This window comes from Streptomyces sp. NPDC007164 (assembly GCF_040634135.1).
Classification (GTDB): Bacteria; Actinomycetota; Actinomycetes; order Streptomycetales; family Streptomycetaceae; genus Streptomyces; species Streptomyces sanglieri.
Genome location: NZ_JBEYFB010000058.1, coordinates 16,212 through 35,947 on the forward strand (window position 1 = coordinate 16,212; position 19,736 = coordinate 35,947).

Annotated in this window: 17 protein-coding genes and 2 pseudogenes; 10 read left to right on the top strand and 9 right to left on the bottom strand. The window is 70.9% G+C overall.

What is annotated here, in order from left to right; genetic code table 11:
• Nucleotides 1–55 precede the first annotated feature (55 nt).
• From ABZ622_RS36955 to ABZ622_RS36975, 5 genes and pseudogenes are all read right to left on the bottom strand, one after another.
• Entirely contained in the window at nucleotides 56–676 is a 621-nt protein-coding gene (locus ABZ622_RS36955) for an LAETG motif-containing sortase-dependent surface protein (protein WP_360550946.1), read from the bottom strand.
• Between the two features lie 180 nt (nucleotides 677–856).
• A complete protein-coding gene (locus ABZ622_RS36960) occupies nucleotides 857–1,345 on the bottom strand; it encodes a GNAT family N-acetyltransferase (RefSeq protein WP_360550948.1) in 489 nt (162 codons plus the stop codon).
• A gap of 94 nt (nucleotides 1,346–1,439) precedes the next feature.
• Nucleotides 1,440–2,507: a DUF6397 family protein gene (locus ABZ622_RS36965; RefSeq protein WP_360550975.1), complete on the bottom strand. Its 1,068-nt coding sequence runs from the start codon at nucleotides 2,505–2,507 to the stop codon at nucleotides 1,440–1,442.
• A 175-nt stretch (nucleotides 2,508–2,682) separates the two neighbouring features.
• The gene (locus ABZ622_RS36970; RefSeq protein ID WP_360550950.1) at nucleotides 2,683–3,096 is read right to left on the bottom strand and encodes a roadblock/LC7 domain-containing protein; all 414 of its coding nucleotides are present in this window, start codon (nucleotides 3,094–3,096) and stop codon (nucleotides 2,683–2,685) included.
• A gap of 140 nt (nucleotides 3,097–3,236) precedes the next feature.
• A pseudogene (locus ABZ622_RS36975) lies at nucleotides 3,237–3,860 on the bottom strand (ATP/GTP-binding protein).
• A 186-nt stretch (nucleotides 3,861–4,046) separates the two neighbouring features.
• Here ABZ622_RS36975 and ABZ622_RS36980 point away from each other — a divergent pair.
• From ABZ622_RS36980 to ABZ622_RS36990, 3 genes are all read left to right on the top strand, one after another.
• Nucleotides 4,047–4,412, top strand: a complete 366-nt coding sequence (locus ABZ622_RS36980) for a metalloregulator ArsR/SmtB family transcription factor (RefSeq protein WP_317859854.1) — start codon at nucleotides 4,047–4,049, stop codon at nucleotides 4,410–4,412.
• Nucleotides 4,413–4,479: 67 nt separating this feature from the next.
• Nucleotides 4,480–7,104 carry a magnesium-translocating P-type ATPase gene (gene mgtA / locus ABZ622_RS36985; RefSeq protein ID WP_360550952.1) on the top strand — a complete coding sequence of 875 codons (2,625 nt, stop codon included), beginning with the start codon at nucleotides 4,480–4,482 and terminating at the stop codon, nucleotides 7,102–7,104.
• On the top strand, nucleotides 7,101–7,676 hold the full coding sequence (locus ABZ622_RS36990) for a GNAT family N-acetyltransferase (protein ID WP_360550954.1): 576 nt from the start codon (nucleotides 7,101–7,103) through the stop codon (nucleotides 7,674–7,676). The genes mgtA and ABZ622_RS36990 overlap by 4 nt, the downstream gene beginning before the upstream one ends.
• 7 nt (nucleotides 7,677–7,683) lie before the next feature.
• Here ABZ622_RS36990 and ABZ622_RS36995 read toward each other — a convergent pair whose 3' ends face one another.
• Nucleotides 7,684–9,123, bottom strand: coding sequence for an LCP family protein (locus ABZ622_RS36995; RefSeq protein WP_360550956.1), 1,440 nt, complete (start codon nucleotides 9,121–9,123; stop codon nucleotides 7,684–7,686).
• Between the two features lie 255 nt (nucleotides 9,124–9,378).
• On the opposite strand from ABZ622_RS36995, the gene tatA reads away from it, so the two are divergent.
• The 3 genes from tatA to ABZ622_RS37010 all read left to right on the top strand — a co-directional run bounded on the left by tatA (nucleotide 9,379) and on the right by ABZ622_RS37010 (nucleotide 11,151).
• Entirely contained in the window at nucleotides 9,379–9,567 is a 189-nt protein-coding gene (tatA, locus tag ABZ622_RS37000) for a Sec-independent protein translocase subunit TatA (RefSeq protein WP_360550957.1), read from the top strand.
• Nucleotides 9,568–9,725: 158 nt separating this feature from the next.
• Entirely contained in the window at nucleotides 9,726–10,301 is a 576-nt protein-coding gene (locus ABZ622_RS37005; protein ID WP_360550959.1) for a TerD family protein, read from the top strand.
• A 250-nt stretch (nucleotides 10,302–10,551) separates the two neighbouring features.
• Entirely contained in the window at nucleotides 10,552–11,151 is a 600-nt protein-coding gene (locus ABZ622_RS37010) for a methyltransferase domain-containing protein (RefSeq protein WP_360550961.1), read from the top strand.
• 24 nt (nucleotides 11,152–11,175) lie between these two features.
• On the opposite strand, the gene ABZ622_RS37015 is transcribed toward ABZ622_RS37010, so the two are convergent.
• Nucleotides 11,176–12,078, bottom strand: a complete 903-nt coding sequence (locus tag ABZ622_RS37015; RefSeq protein WP_360550963.1) for an oxygenase MpaB family protein — start codon at nucleotides 12,076–12,078, stop codon at nucleotides 11,176–11,178.
• A gap of 1 nt (nucleotide 12,079) precedes the next feature.
• On the opposite strand from ABZ622_RS37015, the pseudogene ABZ622_RS37020 reads away from it, so the two are divergent.
• Both ABZ622_RS37020 and ABZ622_RS37025 read left to right on the top strand, forming a co-directional pair.
• Nucleotides 12,080–12,399, top strand: a pseudogene (locus tag ABZ622_RS37020) (hypothetical protein); the annotation flags it as partial.
• Between the two features lie 125 nt (nucleotides 12,400–12,524).
• The gene (locus tag ABZ622_RS37025; protein ID WP_360550965.1) at nucleotides 12,525–13,544 is read left to right on the top strand and encodes a hypothetical protein; all 1,020 of its coding nucleotides are present in this window, start codon (nucleotides 12,525–12,527) and stop codon (nucleotides 13,542–13,544) included.
• A 6-nt stretch (nucleotides 13,545–13,550) separates the two neighbouring features.
• On the opposite strand, the gene ABZ622_RS37030 is transcribed toward ABZ622_RS37025, so the two are convergent.
• Both ABZ622_RS37030 and ABZ622_RS37035 read right to left on the bottom strand, forming a co-directional pair.
• Entirely contained in the window at nucleotides 13,551–13,733 is a 183-nt protein-coding gene (locus ABZ622_RS37030; RefSeq protein WP_360550967.1) for a hypothetical protein, read from the bottom strand.
• A gap of 83 nt (nucleotides 13,734–13,816) precedes the next feature.
• Nucleotides 13,817–14,932 (bottom strand): acyl-CoA desaturase, encoded by a 1,116-nt coding sequence (locus tag ABZ622_RS37035; RefSeq protein WP_360550969.1) that lies wholly within the window; start codon nucleotides 14,930–14,932, stop codon nucleotides 13,817–13,819.
• A 293-nt stretch (nucleotides 14,933–15,225) separates the two neighbouring features.
• Here ABZ622_RS37035 and ABZ622_RS37040 point away from each other — a divergent pair, with 293 nt between their 5' ends.
• Both ABZ622_RS37040 and ABZ622_RS37045 read left to right on the top strand, forming a co-directional pair.
• Nucleotides 15,226–18,117 (top strand): DEAD/DEAH box helicase, encoded by a 2,892-nt coding sequence (locus ABZ622_RS37040; protein WP_360550971.1) that lies wholly within the window; start codon nucleotides 15,226–15,228, stop codon nucleotides 18,115–18,117.
• The gene (locus tag ABZ622_RS37045) at nucleotides 18,114–19,484 is read left to right on the top strand and encodes an SWF or SNF family helicase (protein WP_360550973.1); all 1,371 of its coding nucleotides are present in this window, start codon (nucleotides 18,114–18,116) and stop codon (nucleotides 19,482–19,484) included. Before ABZ622_RS37040 ends, ABZ622_RS37045 begins: the two co-directional genes overlap by 4 nt.
• Nucleotides 19,485–19,736: the final 252 nt, after the last annotated feature.

A 19,736-nucleotide genomic window follows, 5' to 3' on the forward strand; every position in this document is an offset into this window, starting at 1 on the left:
GCGGCCACGACCGGTGGTCCCGGCAGAGTGTGCGTCAGGACCACCGGCTCATCCGTCAGTGCTGTGCGGTACGACGCTTGCGCACGGACCACATGACGCCGCCGCCGGCCAACAGCACGGCCACGGCCGCTCCGGCGATGACAGGGGTGGCGGACGAGGAACCCGTCTCGGCCAGGTCGGGCGAGCTCGGGCTCGGGGTGGCCACGGCGGGCGCGGACGTCGAGGGCGCCTCGCTGGGCTTGGCACTCGGGGTCGGCGCCTCGGTGGAGGGTGCCCGCGACGGGGTGCCCTCGGACGGCGCGGGCGGCGGGGTGGCGTCCTCGCACACGGGTGCCGACTTGGTCTCGTCGCGGGAGAAGTTGTCACCGTCGCCGGCCTTGACGACGAGGTGGACCGTGAGCTCCTTGTCGTGCTTGGGCAGCTCCAGCTTCTTGTGGAACTCCCTGCCGAAGGTCTCGGTGGACAGGAGGTCCTTGCCGTCGACAGTGACGGTCACCTGGTTGGTGACCTTGCTGTTGTAGGCGGTCAGGTCAAGGCTCACCTCGGAGCAGGTCACGGCCCAGGTGGGGGTGTGAGCTGCGGCCGGGCCGGCGGTGAGCACCGCGCCGGTCAGGCCGACGACCGCGGCGGCTGCGAGCGTTCCCGCGGCGCGCAACGATCTCCTGGGTATGGTCATGGATTCTTCCTCCGCATGTGTTTCATCGCCTGAATGGCGGTGGGGCGCAGAGTACTGCCCCCGCCGACACCCCACGCACCCGCCCCACGAAGCACCTGCGGCAACAACTGCCCGCACATCACCACTGTTTCGGACGTGACGGGCTCGCTGCGGATGGGAGGGTGAGAGGCGGCGCCGTCGTCAGAGGCGGCAGTGCATGATGTGCAGCCCGACGAAGCCCTTTTCCGGGTGGTTGAATCCCTCCGGGAGCGTTCCGAGGATCTCGAATCCGAGCGATCGGTAGAGCTTGACGGCGTGGACGTTCGTCTCCACCACCGCGTTGAACTGCATCGCCCGGAAGCCCGACGTGCGAGCCCAGTCCAGGGTGTACCCGCACAGGGCCCGGCCGACGCCCTGGCCCGAATGCTTGGGGTCGACCATGTAACTGGCACTCGCGATGTGCGAACCATTGCCCATGTGGTTGGTGTTCATCTTGGCCGTGCCGAGGACCGTCCCGTCGTCGTCGACCGCGACGACCGTACGGTTGGGAGACTCCAGGAGCCACCAGGAGCGGGCCTCTTCTTCACCGAGATCGAGTGGGTAGGTGAAGGTCTCGCCCGCGGCGACGATTTCGTGGAAGAAGGGCCAGATAGCGGGCCAGTCCTCGGTGGTGGCTTCCCTGATCAGCATGGGAGACAGAATGCCGCTGCCGTTCTGTTCCCGCGAGCTCTTTTCCTCCGTCCGGCGGCTGCCCCTCGGGGTGCGTTCAGGGGCACCCACCCCATCACCCACCGAACGGCACACGCCCCGGCGGGGATTGCCGGCGCTTCGCCTCCCTTACTGTGCGCCTGCGCAGACCGATCCGGGCAAGCAGGCCAACCACTGGTTCCACTGCGCCCGTCGGCGCCTGGACCGGGCCGGGCCCCGGGCAGGGCCCCGGCGGGACAGAAGGAGGAGCCCCGGGGACGAGGGCGGACTCCGGACCGGACCTGGACCCGGACTCTGACCTGGGCCTGGCCCCGGACCCGGCATCGGCATCGGCATCGGCATCGGCGCGAGAATCCGGGGCGGGCGCACGCTCACTTCCCGGAGACTGGAAGGCACGCCGATCCCTGCCCGGACGCGGTGCCGGCCGAACCTCCCGGGCGTTGTCCAGCTCCATGATCAAGTTCACCCGCCGCCACAACAGCTCGTCCGGTTCATCGGCTCGCATCAGGTGCGCCATGGTCTCCCGTGCCCATACCGGACCGGTCGGCCCGAAGGAAGGCTCGGGTCGGAGCCTGGCGAGGTACGCGCGTTCGTACGGATCGTCGACCACCTCCGCCAACTGCACCGGGTCCAGCGTGTCCGCGAGCACGGCCACTCGGGCCCATGGATCCTCGGTGAGGCTCAGCAGTCGTTCGACCCGGCGTGAACGCCAGTTGCCCGCCCGGCAGTCGGCACCTCCCTCCAGCCGGTCGCGCAGCCAGCCCGGAGTCCTGCCGGTCAGTAGCTGCGGTTCCCGGGCGGCGAACCCCGTGAGTTCGTCGGCGAGATAGAGCCAGACGATCGCGCGGTACCGGTTGAGGTAGAAGGTGATGGGCGTGAGGCATCCCGCGCGGGCGAGCTTGGTGAAGCGGTCCGGACTGATCCCGAGCTGCCGAGCGCCCGCCGCCGTCCCGACCGTGCGCACCCGCTCCCTCAGCGCCTCCGGGAACCCGTCCTGCGACCGGAGCCGCTCGATCTCGTCGCGGCCGACCCTCGGCCGTCCACCGTCCCGCGGCACCGTCAGGCGGATCATCCCCAGGTGTACGGCGATCGCGAACTCGCCGCGTTTCAAGCCGAGTTCCTGCGCCGCCGTGGCCACCGCCATCGCGCTTGCCGTGGGCGCACCCACCACCGCCGCACCGGTGGTCCCCGTACACACGTCTTCAGCAACAGTCATGACACTCTCCCCCGCGAAGCTCGGTCACTCTCTGCGATCACCGTAGCCCGGAAGAGAATCCATCCGCCCGGCCTGTGGATAACTCCGCGGCCGGATCACCGGATCAGAGGCGGTCGGCCCCTTCGCCCGCCGACTGCCGCACGGCGACACCCAGATGTTCACCGACCCTGTTGACCAGCAACGTCATCTCGTAGGCGACCTGGCCGACGTCGGCCTCGGCCTCGCTCAGCACGCACAGACAGCTGCCGTCCCCCGCCGCCGTCACGAAAAGCAGTGCCTCGTCGAACTCCACCATGGTCTGCCGGGCCTTCCCGGCCCGGAAGTGGCGACCCGATCCACGGGCCAGGCTGTGCAGCCCGGACGAGACCGCGGCGAGATGCTCGGCGTCCTCGCGGGCCAGCCCCCTACTCGCACCCGTCACCAGTCCGTCGTTCGACAGCACCAGGGCGTGCCGTATGTATTCGACCCTGCTCGTCAGGTCGTCAAGGAGCCAGTCGAGTCCCCTGTCCAGCGCCATTCCCTGCTCCTCCCCGCTCATACGTTCCCCGTGCCCCGTTGCCGTAAGCCTTGCGCACTGGTCACTCGGGGGCAAGCACTCCTTCGTCATGTGGCTTGGTCCGGGCCCCATATCGGGCGCAGGCGGAACATCCGGCAGGGTCAGCTCACCGGGTCGAGGAGCCTGGCGGTGTGCATCCGGCCGGCGTACTCGACCATGCGGGTCAGAACTCCCTGCCGGAGTCCCGGTCGCGCGCATCGCACAGGACGACTGGGGTGCCGCGGTCGAGATCGAGCGCGCGGAACACCTCGCGTTCTCCGTATGTGCGAGCGCCGGCGAAGCAGTTGGCTGCGACGACGAAGGGGACGCGGCGGTGTTCGAAGTAGTCGACGGCCGGGAAGCGGTCCTCCGGCCGACGGGTGTCGGCGAGGACGACGGCGCCGAGCGCGCCCCGGGAGAGTTCGTCCCACAGGAACCAGAAGAGGTCCTGTCCCGGTGTGCCGAACAGATGGAGCGAGGGCCCGGACCTGATGGTGCCGTCCGAAGTCCATGGCGACGGTTGTGGTGGTCTTCCGAACGACCCCGTCCGTGTCGTCGACCGACTGCCCCGCCTCGCTGAGAAATTCCTCCGTTCGCAGTGGCCGGATCTCGCTGACGACTCCGACCAGCGTGGTCTTTTCGACGCCGAAGCCTCCGACGACCAATGTCTTCAGCGCGAGTACGTCACTCTCCACGGCCTCCCCTGCCGTCTCCTCGTAGGTGTTGGCAGTGTGCTCGGAAGGCATCGATCACTTCTCTCACCAGTGCGTCTCCGGACGTCGAAGGCGCAGGTCGGAGCCCATCCGAGCGGCTCGGGCACCGTGATCATCGGTCCGCAATCCGCTCGTCCTCGCAAGGGACCGCCTCTTTCCGGCGCCTACACTGAAGCTTCGGGTGCGAGGAATCGAGCCACGCGGACAGGGAGAGCAAGAGTGTCGAGAGCTGCCGACGGCGGTTTCGAGGATCCGCCCGCGGAGGTACTGGCGGAGGCCGCAGCGGCCTTCGGCCTGCTGGCGACGCCCGCGCGGCTGCACATCGTGTGGGCCCTGTCCCAGGGTGAGAGCGATGTGACCGGACTCGCGGACCGGGTGGGCGGCACCCTTCCTTCGGTGAGCCAGCACCTGACGAAGCTCAAGCTGGCGGGGCTCGTACGGTCCCGGCGCGAGGGCCGCCGCCAGGTGTACCTGGTCGACGATCCCGATGTGGTGACCGTCGTCCGGCTGATGGTCGGCCAGCTCGCGGAGCGTGCCGGACACGCGCCCGCACAGTCCTCACGCCTCCGTGGGCTCGGTGCCTGAGAGCAGTGCCGCCGCAGGTCCCGGCAGCACCTACGACCCCGATGGCCCGTCCGCCGTCGCTGTACCGATGGCTGCCGCGACAGCCGGGCGGGGTGCCACCCACGACACCGAGGCTGCCGCACCGACCTCCCTCCAGGTGCTGCGCTCGCTGGACAGCGGACCGAGGGGGCTGCTGGAGGAGCAGGCCGGTGAACGGCTGGCGCGGTACGGCGAGAACACGCTGCCGGCCTGGCGTCCGGTCTCCTGGCCCCGCCGTTTCCTGCGCAGTCTGCGCGATCCGTTCACCTCGGTCCTGCTGTGTCTGGGCCTGGTCTCGGCGGCGGTGGCCTCATGGGGCACGGCGTGCGTGACACTCGTGCTCGTGGTCGTCAGCTGCCTGCTGCGTTCCGCGGAGGAACACCGGGCCGACCGGTCCACGGCCGCGCTTCGGGAGCTGGTGGCGACCACCGCGACCGTACTGCGCCGCACGGGGCCGGATGCCACGCCGCACGCCCGTGAGCTGCCCGTCGGGGAGCTGGTGCCGGGTGATGTGATCCGGCTCGGTCCGGGTGATCTCGTACCCGCCGATGTGCGGCTGTTGCGTGCCAGCGGCCTGACCGTTCATCAGTCGGCGCTCACCGGTGAATCGGTGCCGGTCGCGAAGTATCCCGTGGACACTCCGCCGGGGTTCCGCGCCTCCGGCGACGGGAGCGGCGCCGAGGAAGAGCCGTTCGCCCGGCCGGAGCTGTGTTTCCAGGGCAGCAGTGTGGCGTCCGGCAGCGGTACGGCGGTGGTGACGGCGACGGGTGCGGAGACCAGGTTCGCCGCCGCGTACGACAGTTCGGCGCGCCGCCGGGGTGCCAGTGCCTTCGAACGTTCGGTGCACGGGATCTCCTGGACGTTGATCCGCTTCATGCTGCTCACCCCGCCCCTGGTGCTGATGGCCAACGCGGCACTGCGGGGCCGGGGTCTGGAGACGCTGCCGTTCGCCGTCGCGGTGGCTGTCGGGCTGACTCCGGAAATGCTGCCGGTCATCGTGACGACGGCGCTGGCCAGGGGCGCTTCGCTGCTGGCCGGGAACCATGGGGTGATCGTCAAGCGGCTGCCCGCGCTGCACGACCTCGGTGCGATCGATGTGCTGTGCGTGGACAAGACCGGAACCCTCACCCAGGACCGGCCGGTCGTGGAGAGCTCCCTGAACGCGTCGGGCCGGACCGGTCCCGAGGCGCTCCACTGGGCCGCGGTCAACGCGCTGTGGACGCTGCAACTCGCCGATCTGCCCGCCCCCGACGCTCTCGACGAGGCGGTGCTGGACGCGGCCGAGGAGCGGGACGAGCCGCTGTCCGCGTACGACGGCGTCGCCGCGCTGCCGTTCGATCCGGTGCGCCGCCTCGCCACCGCGGTGGTCCGCCGCCCCGGGAAGCTCGGTGTGCACACGCTCGTGACCAAGGGATCCGTCGAGGCGGTGCTCGAACGGTGCGCGCTGGACGAGGCCGAACGGACCCGGCTGGGCGAGCTGGCCGCCCGCGAGACCACGAACGGTCTGCGGCTGCTCGCCGTGGCCCGCGCCGAGCGCCCGGCCCGGCCGCGCCCGTACACCACGGCCGACGAGAGGGGGCTGACCTTTCTCGGCTTCGTCACTCTGCGGGACGCGCTCACGCCGAGCGCGGCGGACGCCCTCGACGCGCTGAAGGACCGGGGCATCGCCGTCAAGGTCCTCACCGGCGACGACCCCGGCACCGTCGCCCGTACCTGCCGGGATCTCGGCCTCGACCCGGGCGAGGTCATGTCCGCGGACCGGATCGACGCGCTGCCGGACGAGGCGCTGGCCAGGGCCGCCGACCGGGTCACGGTCTTCGCCCGCTGCACGCCGGAGCACAAGGCACGGATCGTGTCCGCGCTGCGCACGGCCGGACGGACCACCGGGTTCCTCGGTGACGGGGTCAACGATCTGCCCGCGATGCACGCGGCGGACGTCGGCATCTGTCCGCGCAACGCGGTCGACGTGGCGAGGGAGACCGCGGACGTCGTTCTTGCCGAGAAGGACCTCGCGGCCATCGATCACGCGATCACCGCGGGCCGGCACTCCAGCGGGAACATCGCCACGTATCTGCGCATCACGCTCTCGTCGAACCTCGGCAATGTCATCGCGATGCTCGCCGCGGGGCTGATGCTGCCGTTCCTGCCGATGCTTCCGGCGCAGGTCCTGGTGCAGAACCTGTGCTTCGACGTGGCGCAGCTCGCCTTCGCCTTCGACCGGCCCGCGTCCGAGGTGCTGCGGTGGCCCACGGTGCTGCGTCCGCGCGACTTCCTCCGCTTCATCACGGCATTCGGTCTGCTGAACGCCACCGCCGACCTGGCGACGTTCGCCGTGCTGGCCGTCGCCCTGCACGGTTCCGCGACGTCCGGGGGGCAGGATGCCTTCCACTCCGGGTGGTTCACCGAGAATCTGCTGACCCAGGCCCTGGTGATGCTGCTGCTCCGTACGGGCGGAGGAGTCGCCGGCGGTCGCGGTGGCGGGCCGCTGCGGGTGGCCACGTGCGGTCTCGCCGTGGTCGGCCTGCTGCTGCCGCTCACCCCGCTCGGTGGGCTGCTGGGCATGAGCGCGCTGCCGCCGCTCTATTACCTGTTGCTGGCGACGGTGCTGGCCCTTTACGCATACGGTCTGCGGGCGGCCCGGACCCGCTACGAGCGGAAGTGGAGCCGGTCGTGATCCCGTCACCCGCCGAAGGCCCGGAGACACACGGCGAGGCCGTCACGGGTCCCGGTGACGAGCCGGTTGTGCGTGCCCGTCGTGCCACGCCCGACGACGTGCCCGCGTTGGTCCGTCTGCGCGGGCTGATGCTGGACGGGATGGGTGTGGAGACGGCCGGCCCCGACGCGCCGTGGCGGGCGGCCTCCGCGCGGTGGTTCGCCGAGCGGCTGCGCCGGCCCGGTGAGTTCGCCGCGTTCCTGGTCGACGATCCCGTGCTCGGCGTCGTCTCCAGCGCGGTCGGGACGTGTGACGCGCACGCCCCCGGCCCGGCGAACCTCAGCGGCCTGAAGGGCCACGTCTCCAATGTCAGCACCGATCCCCGGCGGCGCCGTCTGGGGCACGCCCGGGTCTGCCTCGAAGCCCTGCTCGGCTGGTTCCGCGAGGAGGCCGGGGTCACAATTGTCAATCTGAACGCCACCGAGGACGGGGCCGCGCTGTACGAGTCGTACGGTTTCGCGGCTCCCCGTCACCCGGTGTTGCAGCTCCGGACGGCCGGGACGCCGCGCCGAGTGCCGCCGTCCCACTGCTGAGGGCCGGTCAGCCGTAGGAGAGGTCGGCGCACGGGTCGTCGTCGGCTGACCGGGCCTCGTCGGCGACGGCGGAAGGAACGGTCGAGGGGGTCGGCGCCCCGGCGGAGGCTGTCGGGTTCTGTGCGTAGTCGCTGCCCAGGATCACCTGGATTCCGGCGGTGCCGGACTCCGACGTCCGTGCGCCCGCGAAGAGCCGCGCGGTGGTTGCCGCCTGGTCCTTCAGGCCCGGCCCGTACTCGATGACGGTCGAGGTCCGGTCCTGGCTGCTCGCCGTGGCCGTGGTGGTGACGGTGAAGTCCCGGGAGCGCAGGAGCTCGGCCGCCTGGGCTGCGAGCCCCCTGACCGTGGTTCCGTTGTAGACGGCGACGCTGATTCCCCTGCCGGAGACCGGGGTGTCCGCTGCGGGGGACTCCGGGCGGCCGTCCTTCCCGTCGCCCTTGTCCGAGGTCTTGCCCGACCCCTTGCCGCTGGCGTCCTTGCCGTCGACCGTACGGTCGGCCTTCAACGCGGCCCAGAGCGCGTCGGCGTCGGGTTCGACGATGGCGACGCGTGCCCCCTCGTATCGCCAGGGGACGGTCACGAACTTGGTGTTGTGCAGGTCGATCTTCTTCATCGACATGGCGAACGACAGCAGCCGGTCGGCCGATCCGAGTCCGGGGTCGACGGTCATCGCGTCGGTTGCCGCATTGGCCAGGGGCAGCAGCGTGGTGGGGTTCAGTCCCTGGGACTTGACCTTCTTGATGAGGGAGGCGACAAAGGCCTGCTGCCGCTTGATACGCCCTATGTCCGAGCCGTCGCCGATGCCGTGCCGCAGCCGGACGTAGTCGAGCGCCTGCTGACCGGAGACGGTCTGGGGGCCCTTGGTGAAGATCTTGGACCCTCGGGTGGTCCGCTTCGGGCTGAGATCGCGCTGGTAGATGTCCTGGGGCAGGCACACCGGGACGCCGCCGACGGCCGATGTCAGCGACGAGAATCCGGCGAAGTCGACGACGACTGTGTGGTCGACGCGCAGGCCGGTGAGGTGTTCGACGGTGTTCTGGGTGCAGGCCGGGTTCCCCTCGGCCGTCTCCCCCACCGAGAACGCCCCGTTGAACATGACGGCGTGCTGCGGGGCGGTCCACTTGCCGTCGGGCCCCTTGCAGGCCGGGATGTCGACCAGCGCGTCACGCGGGATGGACACGGCGACCGCGTGCTTGTGATCGCCGTAGACATGGAGGAGGAACGCGGTGTCGGAGCGTCCCACCTCGCCCGTGCCGCCGCCGAGCCTGCTGTTGTCGCCCGAACGCGAGTCGGATCCGATGACCAGGACGTTCTGCCCCTCCGAGGAGTCGGGCGGCCGGTTGTCGGAGATGCCGTCCGCGCTGAAGGTGTCGATGCTGCCGCCGAGTTTGAGGTAGCCCCAGCCGACTCCGGCGACCAGCAGCACGAGGAACGACAGCCCGAACATGACTGTCCGGCGCAGGCGCCCGGCCCTTCCCCTGCCCGCTCCCGCTTTGCGACTTCCCGTCATCGGCCACCCCGTCCGTCCGGTTCCCATGAGGGAAGACGCGCTCCGCCGCCCCATGGTTGTACAGTTGCGCAATGTAGCAAGTATTGATGCTCGAACCGATCATCGGACCTGCCTACAGCCAGCTTGAAGCACTGTCCGCGAATGCCGAACGGAAACTCCGGCCAAAACACCGAAAGGAAGGGCGGGACGCACATGTTGCGCAACGGCCTCGAACCCTGGCACCTGTTGATCCTGGCGATCGTGGTGATCGTGCTGTTCGGCTCGAAGAAGCTGCCGGACACAGCCCGAGCCCTGGGCAAATCCATGCGGATCCTGAAGAGTGAGGCGAAGGCCATGAAGGAGACCGATGGGCAGGCGCCCCGCACCGACCCACCCGCTTAGGACACCGGCCCACCAACGTACGGCACGTCTCACGGACGTTCACTTCAAGGCTTGCGCAAGCAAGGGAACCATGGTCACGACGCCGTCGTTGACCGGGTGACGGCGAAAACAGCGCCGTTCACCGAATCGCTGGACCACTGGATCAATGGAGGATGTTCATGGGTGTGACCCTGGCCAAGGGCGGCAACGTCTCCTTGTCGAAGGAGGCACCCGGCCTGACCGCAGTGACGGTCGGCCTGGGCTGGGACGTACGGACGACGACGGGCGCGGACCACGACCTGGACGCGAGCGCGCTGTTGTGCTCGGACGCGGGGAAGGTCCTCTCCGATCTGCACTTCGTCTTCTACAACAACCTCACGAGCCCGGACGGTTCGGTCCAGCACACCGGTGACAACCTGACCGGTGAGGGCGAGGGCGACGACGAGTCCATCAATGTGGACCTGTCGACCGTCCCGGCGGATGTGGCCAAGATCGTCTTTCCGGTCTCCATTCATGACGCGCAGAGCCGTGGGCAGAGCTTCGGCCAGGTCCGCAACGCGTTCATCCGCGTGGTGAACCGGGCGAACGGCGTCGAGCTGGCGCGTTACGACCTCAGCGAGGACGCGTCGACGGAGACCGCCATGGTCTTCGGCGAGCTGTACCGGCACGGCGCGGAGTGGAAGTTCCGTGCGGTCGGCCAGGGTTACGCCTCCGGCCTGGCGGGAATCGCGTCCGACTACGGCGTCAACGTCTGACCGGGACGGACCCCGCGAATCACGGGCACGGGCCCTTCCTTCCCCTCCGTCGGAGCGGGGAGCGGGGCCCGTGCGGCCCGTCGGACCGGTGCGTGGTCCGTCGAAGCCGACGAGTCCGATCAGGTCGGACTGTGCGCCGCTGGGCCCCGGGCCGGCCCGGGCCGAAGGTGGCGTGGTCCAGGTGTCCCCTGGGCCGGGGACCCCGATTCCTGACGCTTCGCTCCGTCGGCAACTACGCGATCATGTCCGCATGGCCGATGACCACGCACACATCCAGGAGTTCTTCACGGCGCGCGCGGCGGACTGGGACACCCGCTTCCCGGACGATGGACCCGCCTACGCGGCAGCTGCCGGTTCCCTCTCGCTGCGCCCGGGGGACACGGTGCTCGACGCCGGCTGCGGCACAGGGCGGGCGCTTCCCGCCCTGCGAGCGGCGGTCGGACCGCAGGGCACAGTCGTGGGCGTGGACCTCACAGCGGCAATGCTGGAGACGGCGGTACGGGCGGGGCGGGACCGGGACGGGGCGCTGCTGCTCGCCGATGTCGCGCGGCTGCCGCTGAGGTCGGCATCATTGGACGCGGTGTTCGCGGCCGGGCTGATCTCCCACCTGTCGCGTCCCGGCCCGGACCTGGCGGAGCTGGCACGAGTGGTGCGACCGGGCGGACGGCTGGCGCTCTTCCATCCCGTCGGACGGGCGGCCCTCGCGGCGCGTCACGGCCGCCGGATCACGGACGGTGATCTGCGGGCCGAGCCCAGTCTCCGGCCGCTGCTGGCACGTTCGGGCTGGCGGCTCGATGCGTACACCGATGAGGACGACCGCTTCCTCGCCCTCGCCGTACGGGCGTCCTGACGCCCCCGCCCCGTGTCGTCGGGCTCACTCCACCGGTGTCCCGGAGCGCGGGTCGTGCGGGATCGGGCAGCCTCCGACGCCCTGGACGGGGAACGTCCCCAGCCCGGAGACCTCGTAGCCGTCCGGGTAGCCCTTGATCTCCGGGTTCTGCCGGGCGTAGTGCGGGGTGGAGCGCGGCGGCAGGAGCCGCACCGCGCGCGCCCTGAGCCGCAGTGCGCCATGTGTGAGGTTGCGGGCCGCAGCACTCGGGCGTTCGTACCGGAATGCGCGCAGCAGGGGGTCGTCGAGCAGCGCGAGGGCAACCTTCCGCGCGGCGGGGGCCAGCGGACGCGGGTACCAGGAGCTCATCAGGTCCAGGGTGGCGTCGGCGACGCGGCGTCCCCCTTCGTCCCAGCCGAAGTGCTCTGCCTCATAGGTGTCGAGGACGCGCTCGAAGTCCTCGTACGTCTGCGGGAGTTCCTTGATTCCCATGTGCGCACCCAGGACCCGGTAGTAGGCGGCGCACGCCCGCAGTTCGTGGTCGGAGAGCCGGCGCCAGCCGTAGGAGTCGAGCCAGCGCTTCGGGGTGACGACAAAGGTGCACAGCACATAGCGCATGTCGTCGTTGCTGATGTCGTAGCTGCGGTGCATCTGGTTGATCCGGCGCAGTGCCGTACGCCCCGGGTCGCTGTCGAAGCCGTGCTCCATGACAGTGTCCAGGAGCAATGCGGTGTCGTCGTAGCGCTTCTGCGAACGGTCCGTCAGCTCTGCGGTCCGTGCCAGGAGTCGGCCGATGCTGGGCACGGCATAGGTTCGGTACAGGGCCAGTTCGAGCGCCCGGGTGATGTCCCAGGGGAACTCGTGGGTTGCCATGATCCGATAGATCCGAAGGAAGTCGCGCTCCGGGTCGAGACGCTGAATCTCCTTCAACCAGTCGTACCGCTTCACGGTGATTCCCCCTCGTGTCGGCCGAAGGTCCAACTCTACTTCGGCGGGAACACCCGCCGATGAGAACCGGCACGGACCGCACAACCTCTTCGCGGAGGCCCGCCACCTTCGTCCCGGCATCCGTGGAGGAGAATCGGGCACGGATCGACCGGGCGAGCGGCCCGGTGTGGCCCGAGGCTCTCGCCACCGGGCGAGCGGCCGGCTGTCGCCGAGGCGCTCTCCTCCGGCGTCAGCGAGCCGACCGGCCGGGCCGTCATCGCGCCGGCCCGCGAGCGCGGCGAATCGCCGTGGTCAGTGGCCCGCGCCCTGCGTGGACTCCCGCCGGATGACGAGCGCCGTCCGGCCTCGCACACAGCCGGCGTCCGGACTTGTCAGGGCCTCGACGAGTGGGTTACTCACTCGTTAAGGTGCGCCGACGGACAACGACGACGGACGAGGAGAGTGCCGTGGCTGCGCCGATCGACACGGTCGCCGACGACGACGCGCTGTATGTGCTGACCGCGGTGCTGCTGACACCGGCGCAGTTCCCGAGCGTCCTCGGTGACGACTATCCGGCCGCTTGTGCGGCGCTCGCGCTCGAACCGTACGCCGAGGGGTACGGGCTGGTCCTCGGCCAGGACGGGAGTGGCGCACGGTGGACCGTCGTCGTCGAGGACGTGTCGCTGGTCGCCGTCGCGATCGCGGCCTGGGACTGCGGCATGGACTACGACCTCTCCCCCGACGACCGTTCGGTGGTCTGTGCGCTGCCCGGCTGGCCGCTCCCGGTGGCGGTCGCCGCTCCGGGCGTGGCCGCGCCGCACGATCCGCTGCCGGACCCGGAGGCCGAGGGGACCGAACCGGCGCCGCTGACACCGCCCGACACGGAGTCGTGGGGGCCGGCCCAGCGGCGCATGGGCGCGGACGAGATAGCGCACCGGTGGACCGCATGGCGCGAGCAGATCGACGACGGGACGGCCTTCGCCGACCCGCCGCGCATGGACAGCACCGGAGGCGAGGCCACACCCGGATCCGGACCTGAACCCGGATCCGGATCCGGGCCCGGGTCTGCACCTGTGCCCGAGCCCGAGCCCCACCTCGATGCACCCGACCCTCACCCTGAAGTAGAGGTTCAGGGTGAGGCCGACATCGAGACCGGAGCCGGGGGCGACCAGCCCGACAATGCCGCCGTGAAACCGGGCACGGACTCGCCTTCCGGAGTGCACCCCGGCGTACGGCGGGCGCTGGCCCAGGCACACGCCTACGTCGATGCCCCGCCGCCGCCCGGCCGTGTCCGGTCCTCCTTCGCCACGGGCGAGGCCCGGATGCTGCGCGCCGACGGGCCCGGCTGGTCCCTGGTCGCCCGGACCGACGACATCGCGTTCATCCTGTTGGACGAGGAGCCCGGCGAGGTGCTGCCGGTCGGGCGCGGAAGCGAACTGCCGGGGCTACTGAAGGCTCTGGACGCGCTCGCGGTACGGCCGTCCTGAGTCCCGTCAGCGGCCTATTTCCTTGCGGGTGATCCTGCGGAGCCTGCGCCGCTGACCCGGGTCCAGCATCAGATACGCGACGGCCGGAACTCCGATCAGGACCAGCAACGACAGCCAGAAACCGATGAACGGCATCAGGATGACCGCTACGACCACTCCCCCGATGGCAATCTTCGCGCTGTTCGACATCGTCCACGCCTCCTTCGCGGCCCGGAGCCGCTCCTGCTGTGAGAACGCATGTGCCCGCCCATCGGTTCCAGGCACCCGATGACTCACCTCAATGGTTCTCCGACCTCGTGCATGTGCTGCAGCGCCTGCCGGTAGGACTCGATCAGTCCGGTCTCCGCGTACGGCATGCCCAGCGACTTGCAGTGGGCCCGCACCATGGGCTGTGCCAGGCGCAGGTGCGGTCGGGGCATGCTCGGGAAGAGATGGTGTTCGATCTGGTAGTTGAGCCCGCCGAGGAACCAGTCGGTGAGGATGCCGCCGCGTACGTTGCGCGAGGTGAGGACCTGGCGCTGGAGGTGGCCCCAGCGTTCGCCGTCGGGGTCCGGCATTTCCATGCCCTTGTGGTTCGGGGCGAAAGCCATGCCCAGATGGAGGCCGAACAGCGCATGGTGCACGAGCGCGAAGACGACGGCCTTCCCCGGGGACAGGACGGTGAGCAGCAGTGTCGCGTAGAGGCCCAGGTGGGCGACCAGGAGCAGTGCCGCGAGAGCTCGTTCCCTGGCGGGCTGCCGCCGCAGGTACTGGAATCCGGAGATCTTGAGCGCGATGCCTTCCAGGAGCAGCATCGGGAAGAAGAGCCGGGCCTGGTTGCGGGTGAGCCAGCGGGCGAAGCCCTCACGCTGGGCCGCCTGCTTCTGTGTCCAGACGAGGGCGCCCACCCCGACGTCCGGGTCCTTGTCGATGTGGTTGGGGTTGGCGTGGTGGCGTACGTGTTTGTCGTTCCACCATGCCTCGTTCATCCCGAGCAGCAGGTTGGCGTGCACGAGGCCGATGGCACGTCCCGTCCCTCGGTCGCCGGTTATCTGGGCGTGCCCGGCGTCGTGTCCGACGAACGCGGTGCGCGACCAGAAGACCGCCAGCGGCAGTGCGAGGAGCAGGGTCCACCAGGTATTGCCCAGAAGGACCATGCCGGTGACCACGGCGCCCAGGGCGATCAGATTGACGGCGATGCCCGCGGCGTACCACCCTGTTCGCCGCTCCAGGAGGCCCTGCCCCTTCACGGACCGCAGCAGGGGCGCGAAGTCGCTGCCCTGTGCCGGACCGGTTCCCGTCCCGGCGTCGGCGGCACCTGCCGCGCCCGCCGCTCCGTCACCGACCGCTCCGGAACCGCCCGCGCCGTCACGGGTACCTTCCGCTGCGGTGGCTGTGGCCTGGGGCATGACGTCTCCGGTCTCTGGAAAGCTGCGCTGACCTGTAGAAACGTATGGGGACCGGGTATGCGGCAGCCATGGCGCCACCACCCGGGGTGCCCGGGGGTATACCCCCGCCCTCGATGGGGGTGCTGGCCACACCCGGGGGTGCGGCTCGGCCCCCGGCCGGCGCGCAGCGGGACTTCCCGACGGGTCGGAATGTGTTCTGGATCACTTCGATTTCCCTCACGGGTGAGGGCATCGCCGGGGTACCCTCGGCGACCCGACCCCCACTAGTCAAATTTGAGGAATTCGGCATCACTGTGCAAAGACTCCCTGCGGCAACGCTCCCCGAGATCTCCGCACTCTCCGCCTGCTCCGTGGTCTTCCTGCCCGGGGATCCCGCCCGCACCGGCCGCATCGCCTTCTGGCATCCGGACGGCAGCGGCCCGCCCGATGGTCCCGGCTGCGTGGAGGAGCTGGCCGTCGTCGGCGCCGACGCACGGGTGTACGGCGTACCGGCACGGTTGCTCCCGGTCCGCGACGCGCTGCCGGTGCTGACGCGTGCCCGGCTCGCGGCACATGCCTCCGACGCGGCCGCCTTCTGGGGTGCGGCCGCTCTCCTCGCTCTCCAACTCGCCGCCCGGGGGCTGCTGCTGCCGGGGCTCACCGCCACGGACCACGACGCCTGGCGGGCCGGTCCGCTGACCGCGGACGACCAGTCGCGGATCCGGACGCTCGCCGCCTCGATGCCGCCCCTGGCCCACGCGGTTCCGCTCGACGGGTCCGCGGAGCCCGTGCTGCTGCCCGAGCCCGAACGGCTGCTGCGCGCGTTCCTCGACGCCGTGGCGGACGGTCTGCCCCGTACTCCGGCCGCCTCGTCGGCCGCCGGCGGCCCGGCCTTCACCGTCGACGAGCCGCAGTATCTGCCCGGCCACCGGGCCTGGGCCACCGATGTCGCGGCCGGGCACGACGCGGGCGTCCGGCTCTCGCTCCGGGTGGAGGTGTCCGGGCTCACGGCACCGGACGAGGACGGCGGGCAATCCGCGGGGCCCTCCTTCCGTGTGGTTCTGCAGATCCACAGTGTCAGCGATCCGACGCTGGTCACCGATGCGGCCGAGGTCTGGGCGGGCGGTGCGGGCACCGCAGCGGCCTTCGGTCCCCGTGCCCGGATGGACGTCCTGCCCGCGCTGCGCCGGGCGGCCCGTGCCTGGCCTCCGCTGACCCCGCTGCTGTCCGCCGCCGTGCCCGACTCGGTGGACCCGGACGACGACGAGCTCGCCGAGCTCCTCGGCCCCGCCGGACGGGCGCTGGCCGCGAGCGGGGTCCAGGTGCACTGGCCCAAGGAACTGGCCCGCAAGCTTACCGCCCGCGCCGTGATCGGGCCGCCCGACGACGAGGAGGACGGGGAGCACGACGGCGTCGTACGCGGCGGGTCCGGGGCTCCGCCGCTCCTGTCGGCCGACGCCCTGCTGGCGTTCGACTGGTGGTTCGCGCTGGGTGATCAGAAGCTGAGCCGCGCGGAACTGGACCGCCTGGCCGAGGCCAACCGGCCGGTGGTACGGCTGCGGGACCAGTGGGTGCTGATCGACCCGGAGGAGGCCCGGCGGGCCCGTGGGACCCGGGACCGCAAGGTCGCACCGATCGACGCGCTGGGCGCGGTCCTCACCGGTTCCACCGAGGTCGACGGGGAGCGGGTCGAGGTCCGGGCCACCGGCTGGCTGGAGCAGTTGCGCCGCAGGCTGGCCGATCCGGAGGCGGCCGGGCAGCAGGGCGAGCAGCCGGTCGGACCGCCCGAGGACCTCGCCGCCACCTTGCGCGACTATCAGCTGCGCGGTCTGAACTGGCTGCACACCATGACCTCGCTCGGGCTCGGGGGCTGTCTCGCGGACGACATGGGGCTAGGCAAGACCATCACGCTGATCGCGCTGCATCTGCACCGCCGGAGCATCGATTCGGCCGCCGGTCCGACGCTGGTGGTCTGCCCGACGTCGCTCATGGGCAACTGGCAGCGGGAGATCGAGAAGTTCGCGCCGGGTACTCCGGTGCGCCGCTTCCACGGCGCATCGCGCAGCCTCGCCGACCTGGCGGACGGCGAGTTCGTCCTCACCACATACGGCACCATGCGGCTCGACGCGCCGAAGCTCGCGGAGGCCCGGTGGGGCATGGTGGTCGCGGACGAGGCGCAGCACGTGAAGAACCCGTACTCGGCGACGGCCAAGCAGCTGCGGACGATCGGCGCACGGGCCCGGGTGGCGCTCACCGGCACTCCGGTGGAGAACAACCTCTCCGAGCTGTGGGCGATCCTCGACTGGACGACGCCCGGTCTGCTGGGCCGGCTCGGCACCTTCCGCACCCGCTACGCGCGGACCGCGGAGGGCGGTGATCCGGCGGCCGCCGAGCGGCTCGCCGCGCTGGTCCGGCCGTTCCTGCTGCGACGGCGCAAATCCGATCCGGGTATCGCGCCGGAGCTGCCGCCGAAGACCGAGACGGACCGCACGGTGTCGCTGACGGCGGAACAGACAGGTCTGTACGAGGCGGTGGTGCGCGAGACGCTGAACGCGATCTCCGGTGCCGACGGCTTCGCCCGGCGCGGCCTCGTCGTCAAGCTGCTGACGGCTCTGAAGCAGATCTGCAACCACCCGGCGCAGTATCTGAAGGAGAACGAGCCCCGGATCGCGGACCGTTCGGGGAAGGTTGAGCTGCTGGACGAGCTGCTCGATACGATCCTTGCGGAGGAGGCGAGCGTGCTCGTCTTCACTCAGTACGTGCAGATGGCCCGGTTGCTCGAACAGCATCTGGCGGCGCGCGGGGTGCGTACGCAGTTCCTGCACGGCGGCACGCCCGTCGCGCAACGCGAGGCGATGGTCAACCGCTTCCAGGCAGGCGAGGCACCGGTCTTCCTGCTGTCGTTGAAGGCGGCCGGTACGGGCCTCAACCTCACCCGGGCCGGTCATGTCGTGCACTTCGACCGCTGGTGGAATCCGGCGGTCGAGGCACAGGCCACCGACCGCGCGTACCGGATCGGCCAGACCCAGCCGGTGCAGGTGCACCGGCTGATCGCCGAGGGCACCATCGAGGACCGGATCGCCGACATGCTGGTCCGCAAGCAGGGGCTCGCGGACGCGGTGCTCGGCTCCGGCGAGGCGGCGCTGACCGAACTGACCGATGCGGAACTGGCCGATCTGGTGGAGCTGCGAGGGGGCACACGATGAGCGACGGACACGACGGCGACCGCTACTACGGTGACGACGGCGGCGAGTACGGGAGCGACGGCACGGGCGACGCCGCCCCGGGCCAGGAGCGGACCTTCGCCGCGCTGCCGCCCGCGCACGGCCACGGCTTCGCCCGGTCCTGGTGGGGCCAGGCCTGGCTGAAGGCCTTGGAGGACACGGCGCTGGACGGCCGGCAACTGAAGAAGGGGCGCAGGTTCGCCCGCGAGGGCCGGGTCGGTGCGGTCTCGGTGCGGCCCGGCCGGATCACCGCGGTGGTCCGGGACGGGGACTCGTCCACGTACCGCAGCGACGTGCTGCTCCAGGAGTTGAGCGAGGCGGACTGGGAACGGTTCCTCGGCATGGCCGTCGAGCGGGCCGGGCACATCGCGGCGCTGCTGGACCGGGAGATGCCGCCGCACCTGGTGGAGGACGCGGCGGCGGCCGGGGTGGAGCTGCTGCCCGGGATCGGCGATCTGGATCCGGAGTGCACCTGCGAGGCGTGGGACCACTGCCCGCACACCGCCGCGCTGTGCTATCAGGTGGCGCGGCTGCTGGACCAGGACCCGTTCGTGCTGCTGCTGATGCGGGGGCGTGGTGAGCGGCGGCTGCTGGACGAGCTCCAGGTCCGGATCGCGGCCCGCGCCGAGGGGCACGCGCCGTCCGGTCCGGCCGACGGTTGCGAGGCCGTGACGGCGAGCGCCGACGACCGGGGCATACGGGCGGACGAGGCGTTCGCGGCCCGGGACATCCTGCCGCCGCTGCCCGAGCCTCCGCCGCTGCCCGCGGAGCCCGGCCCGGCACCGTCCCTGGAAACGGAGACCGAGCCGCAAGCAGGCGTCGATCCGGCGGCACTGGAGATGCTGGCGGCGGACGGGGCGGCGCGCGCCCACCGGATGCTGGCCGAAGCGCTCTTGCCCGGCCATGAGAAGCGGCCGGCGCCGGCCGCGCTGACCCCACAGCAGGATGCCGTGCGGCTGGCCGCTGAGGCCCGGCCCGAGCCCTGGGTCGCGAAGCGGCTGGCCGCCGGTTCGGGGCGGCGAGGGGCGGAGCTCGACGCGGCAGTGCGGGCCTGGGGGTACGGCGGGGTGGCCGCGCTGACCGTGCTCGAAGAGGAGTGGACTCCCGATCCGGAGCACCTGGCCAGGGCGCGGGCACGGCTCGCCGGGGCGTGGGAGGAGGGCGAGCGGCCCCGGCTGCGGGCGGTGGGCAATCGCTGGACCGCGGTGGACGGCGGCGTCCAGCTCCGGTACGGACGGGACGGGCGCTGGTGGCCGTACCGCAAGGAGAGCGGGCGCTGGGTCCCGGCGGGTCCGGCGGACGACGATCCGGCGGCCGCGCTGGGTGCCTCGGGTGTGCCGGAGGACTGAGGCCCGCCCGTACGGCAGGCAGGGCCGAGTCGCGACGGGCGGGGGCGCCGGACCTCCGCCTCCGCCCGTCGCCGCGTTCTGTCTGTGCGTTCAACTGGATGTAACCACGCGTTGAGGGCGAGGGTGGAACCTGACGGCCGTCAGAGCTGTTCATGCCCCAGGAGTCTCAATGATGAAGTCAAGCCGCTTGCGTGACAGGCGGAGCGGAGGTGAAGACTCGTCCGTCACGCAGCAAGGCCCACAACACGCTGG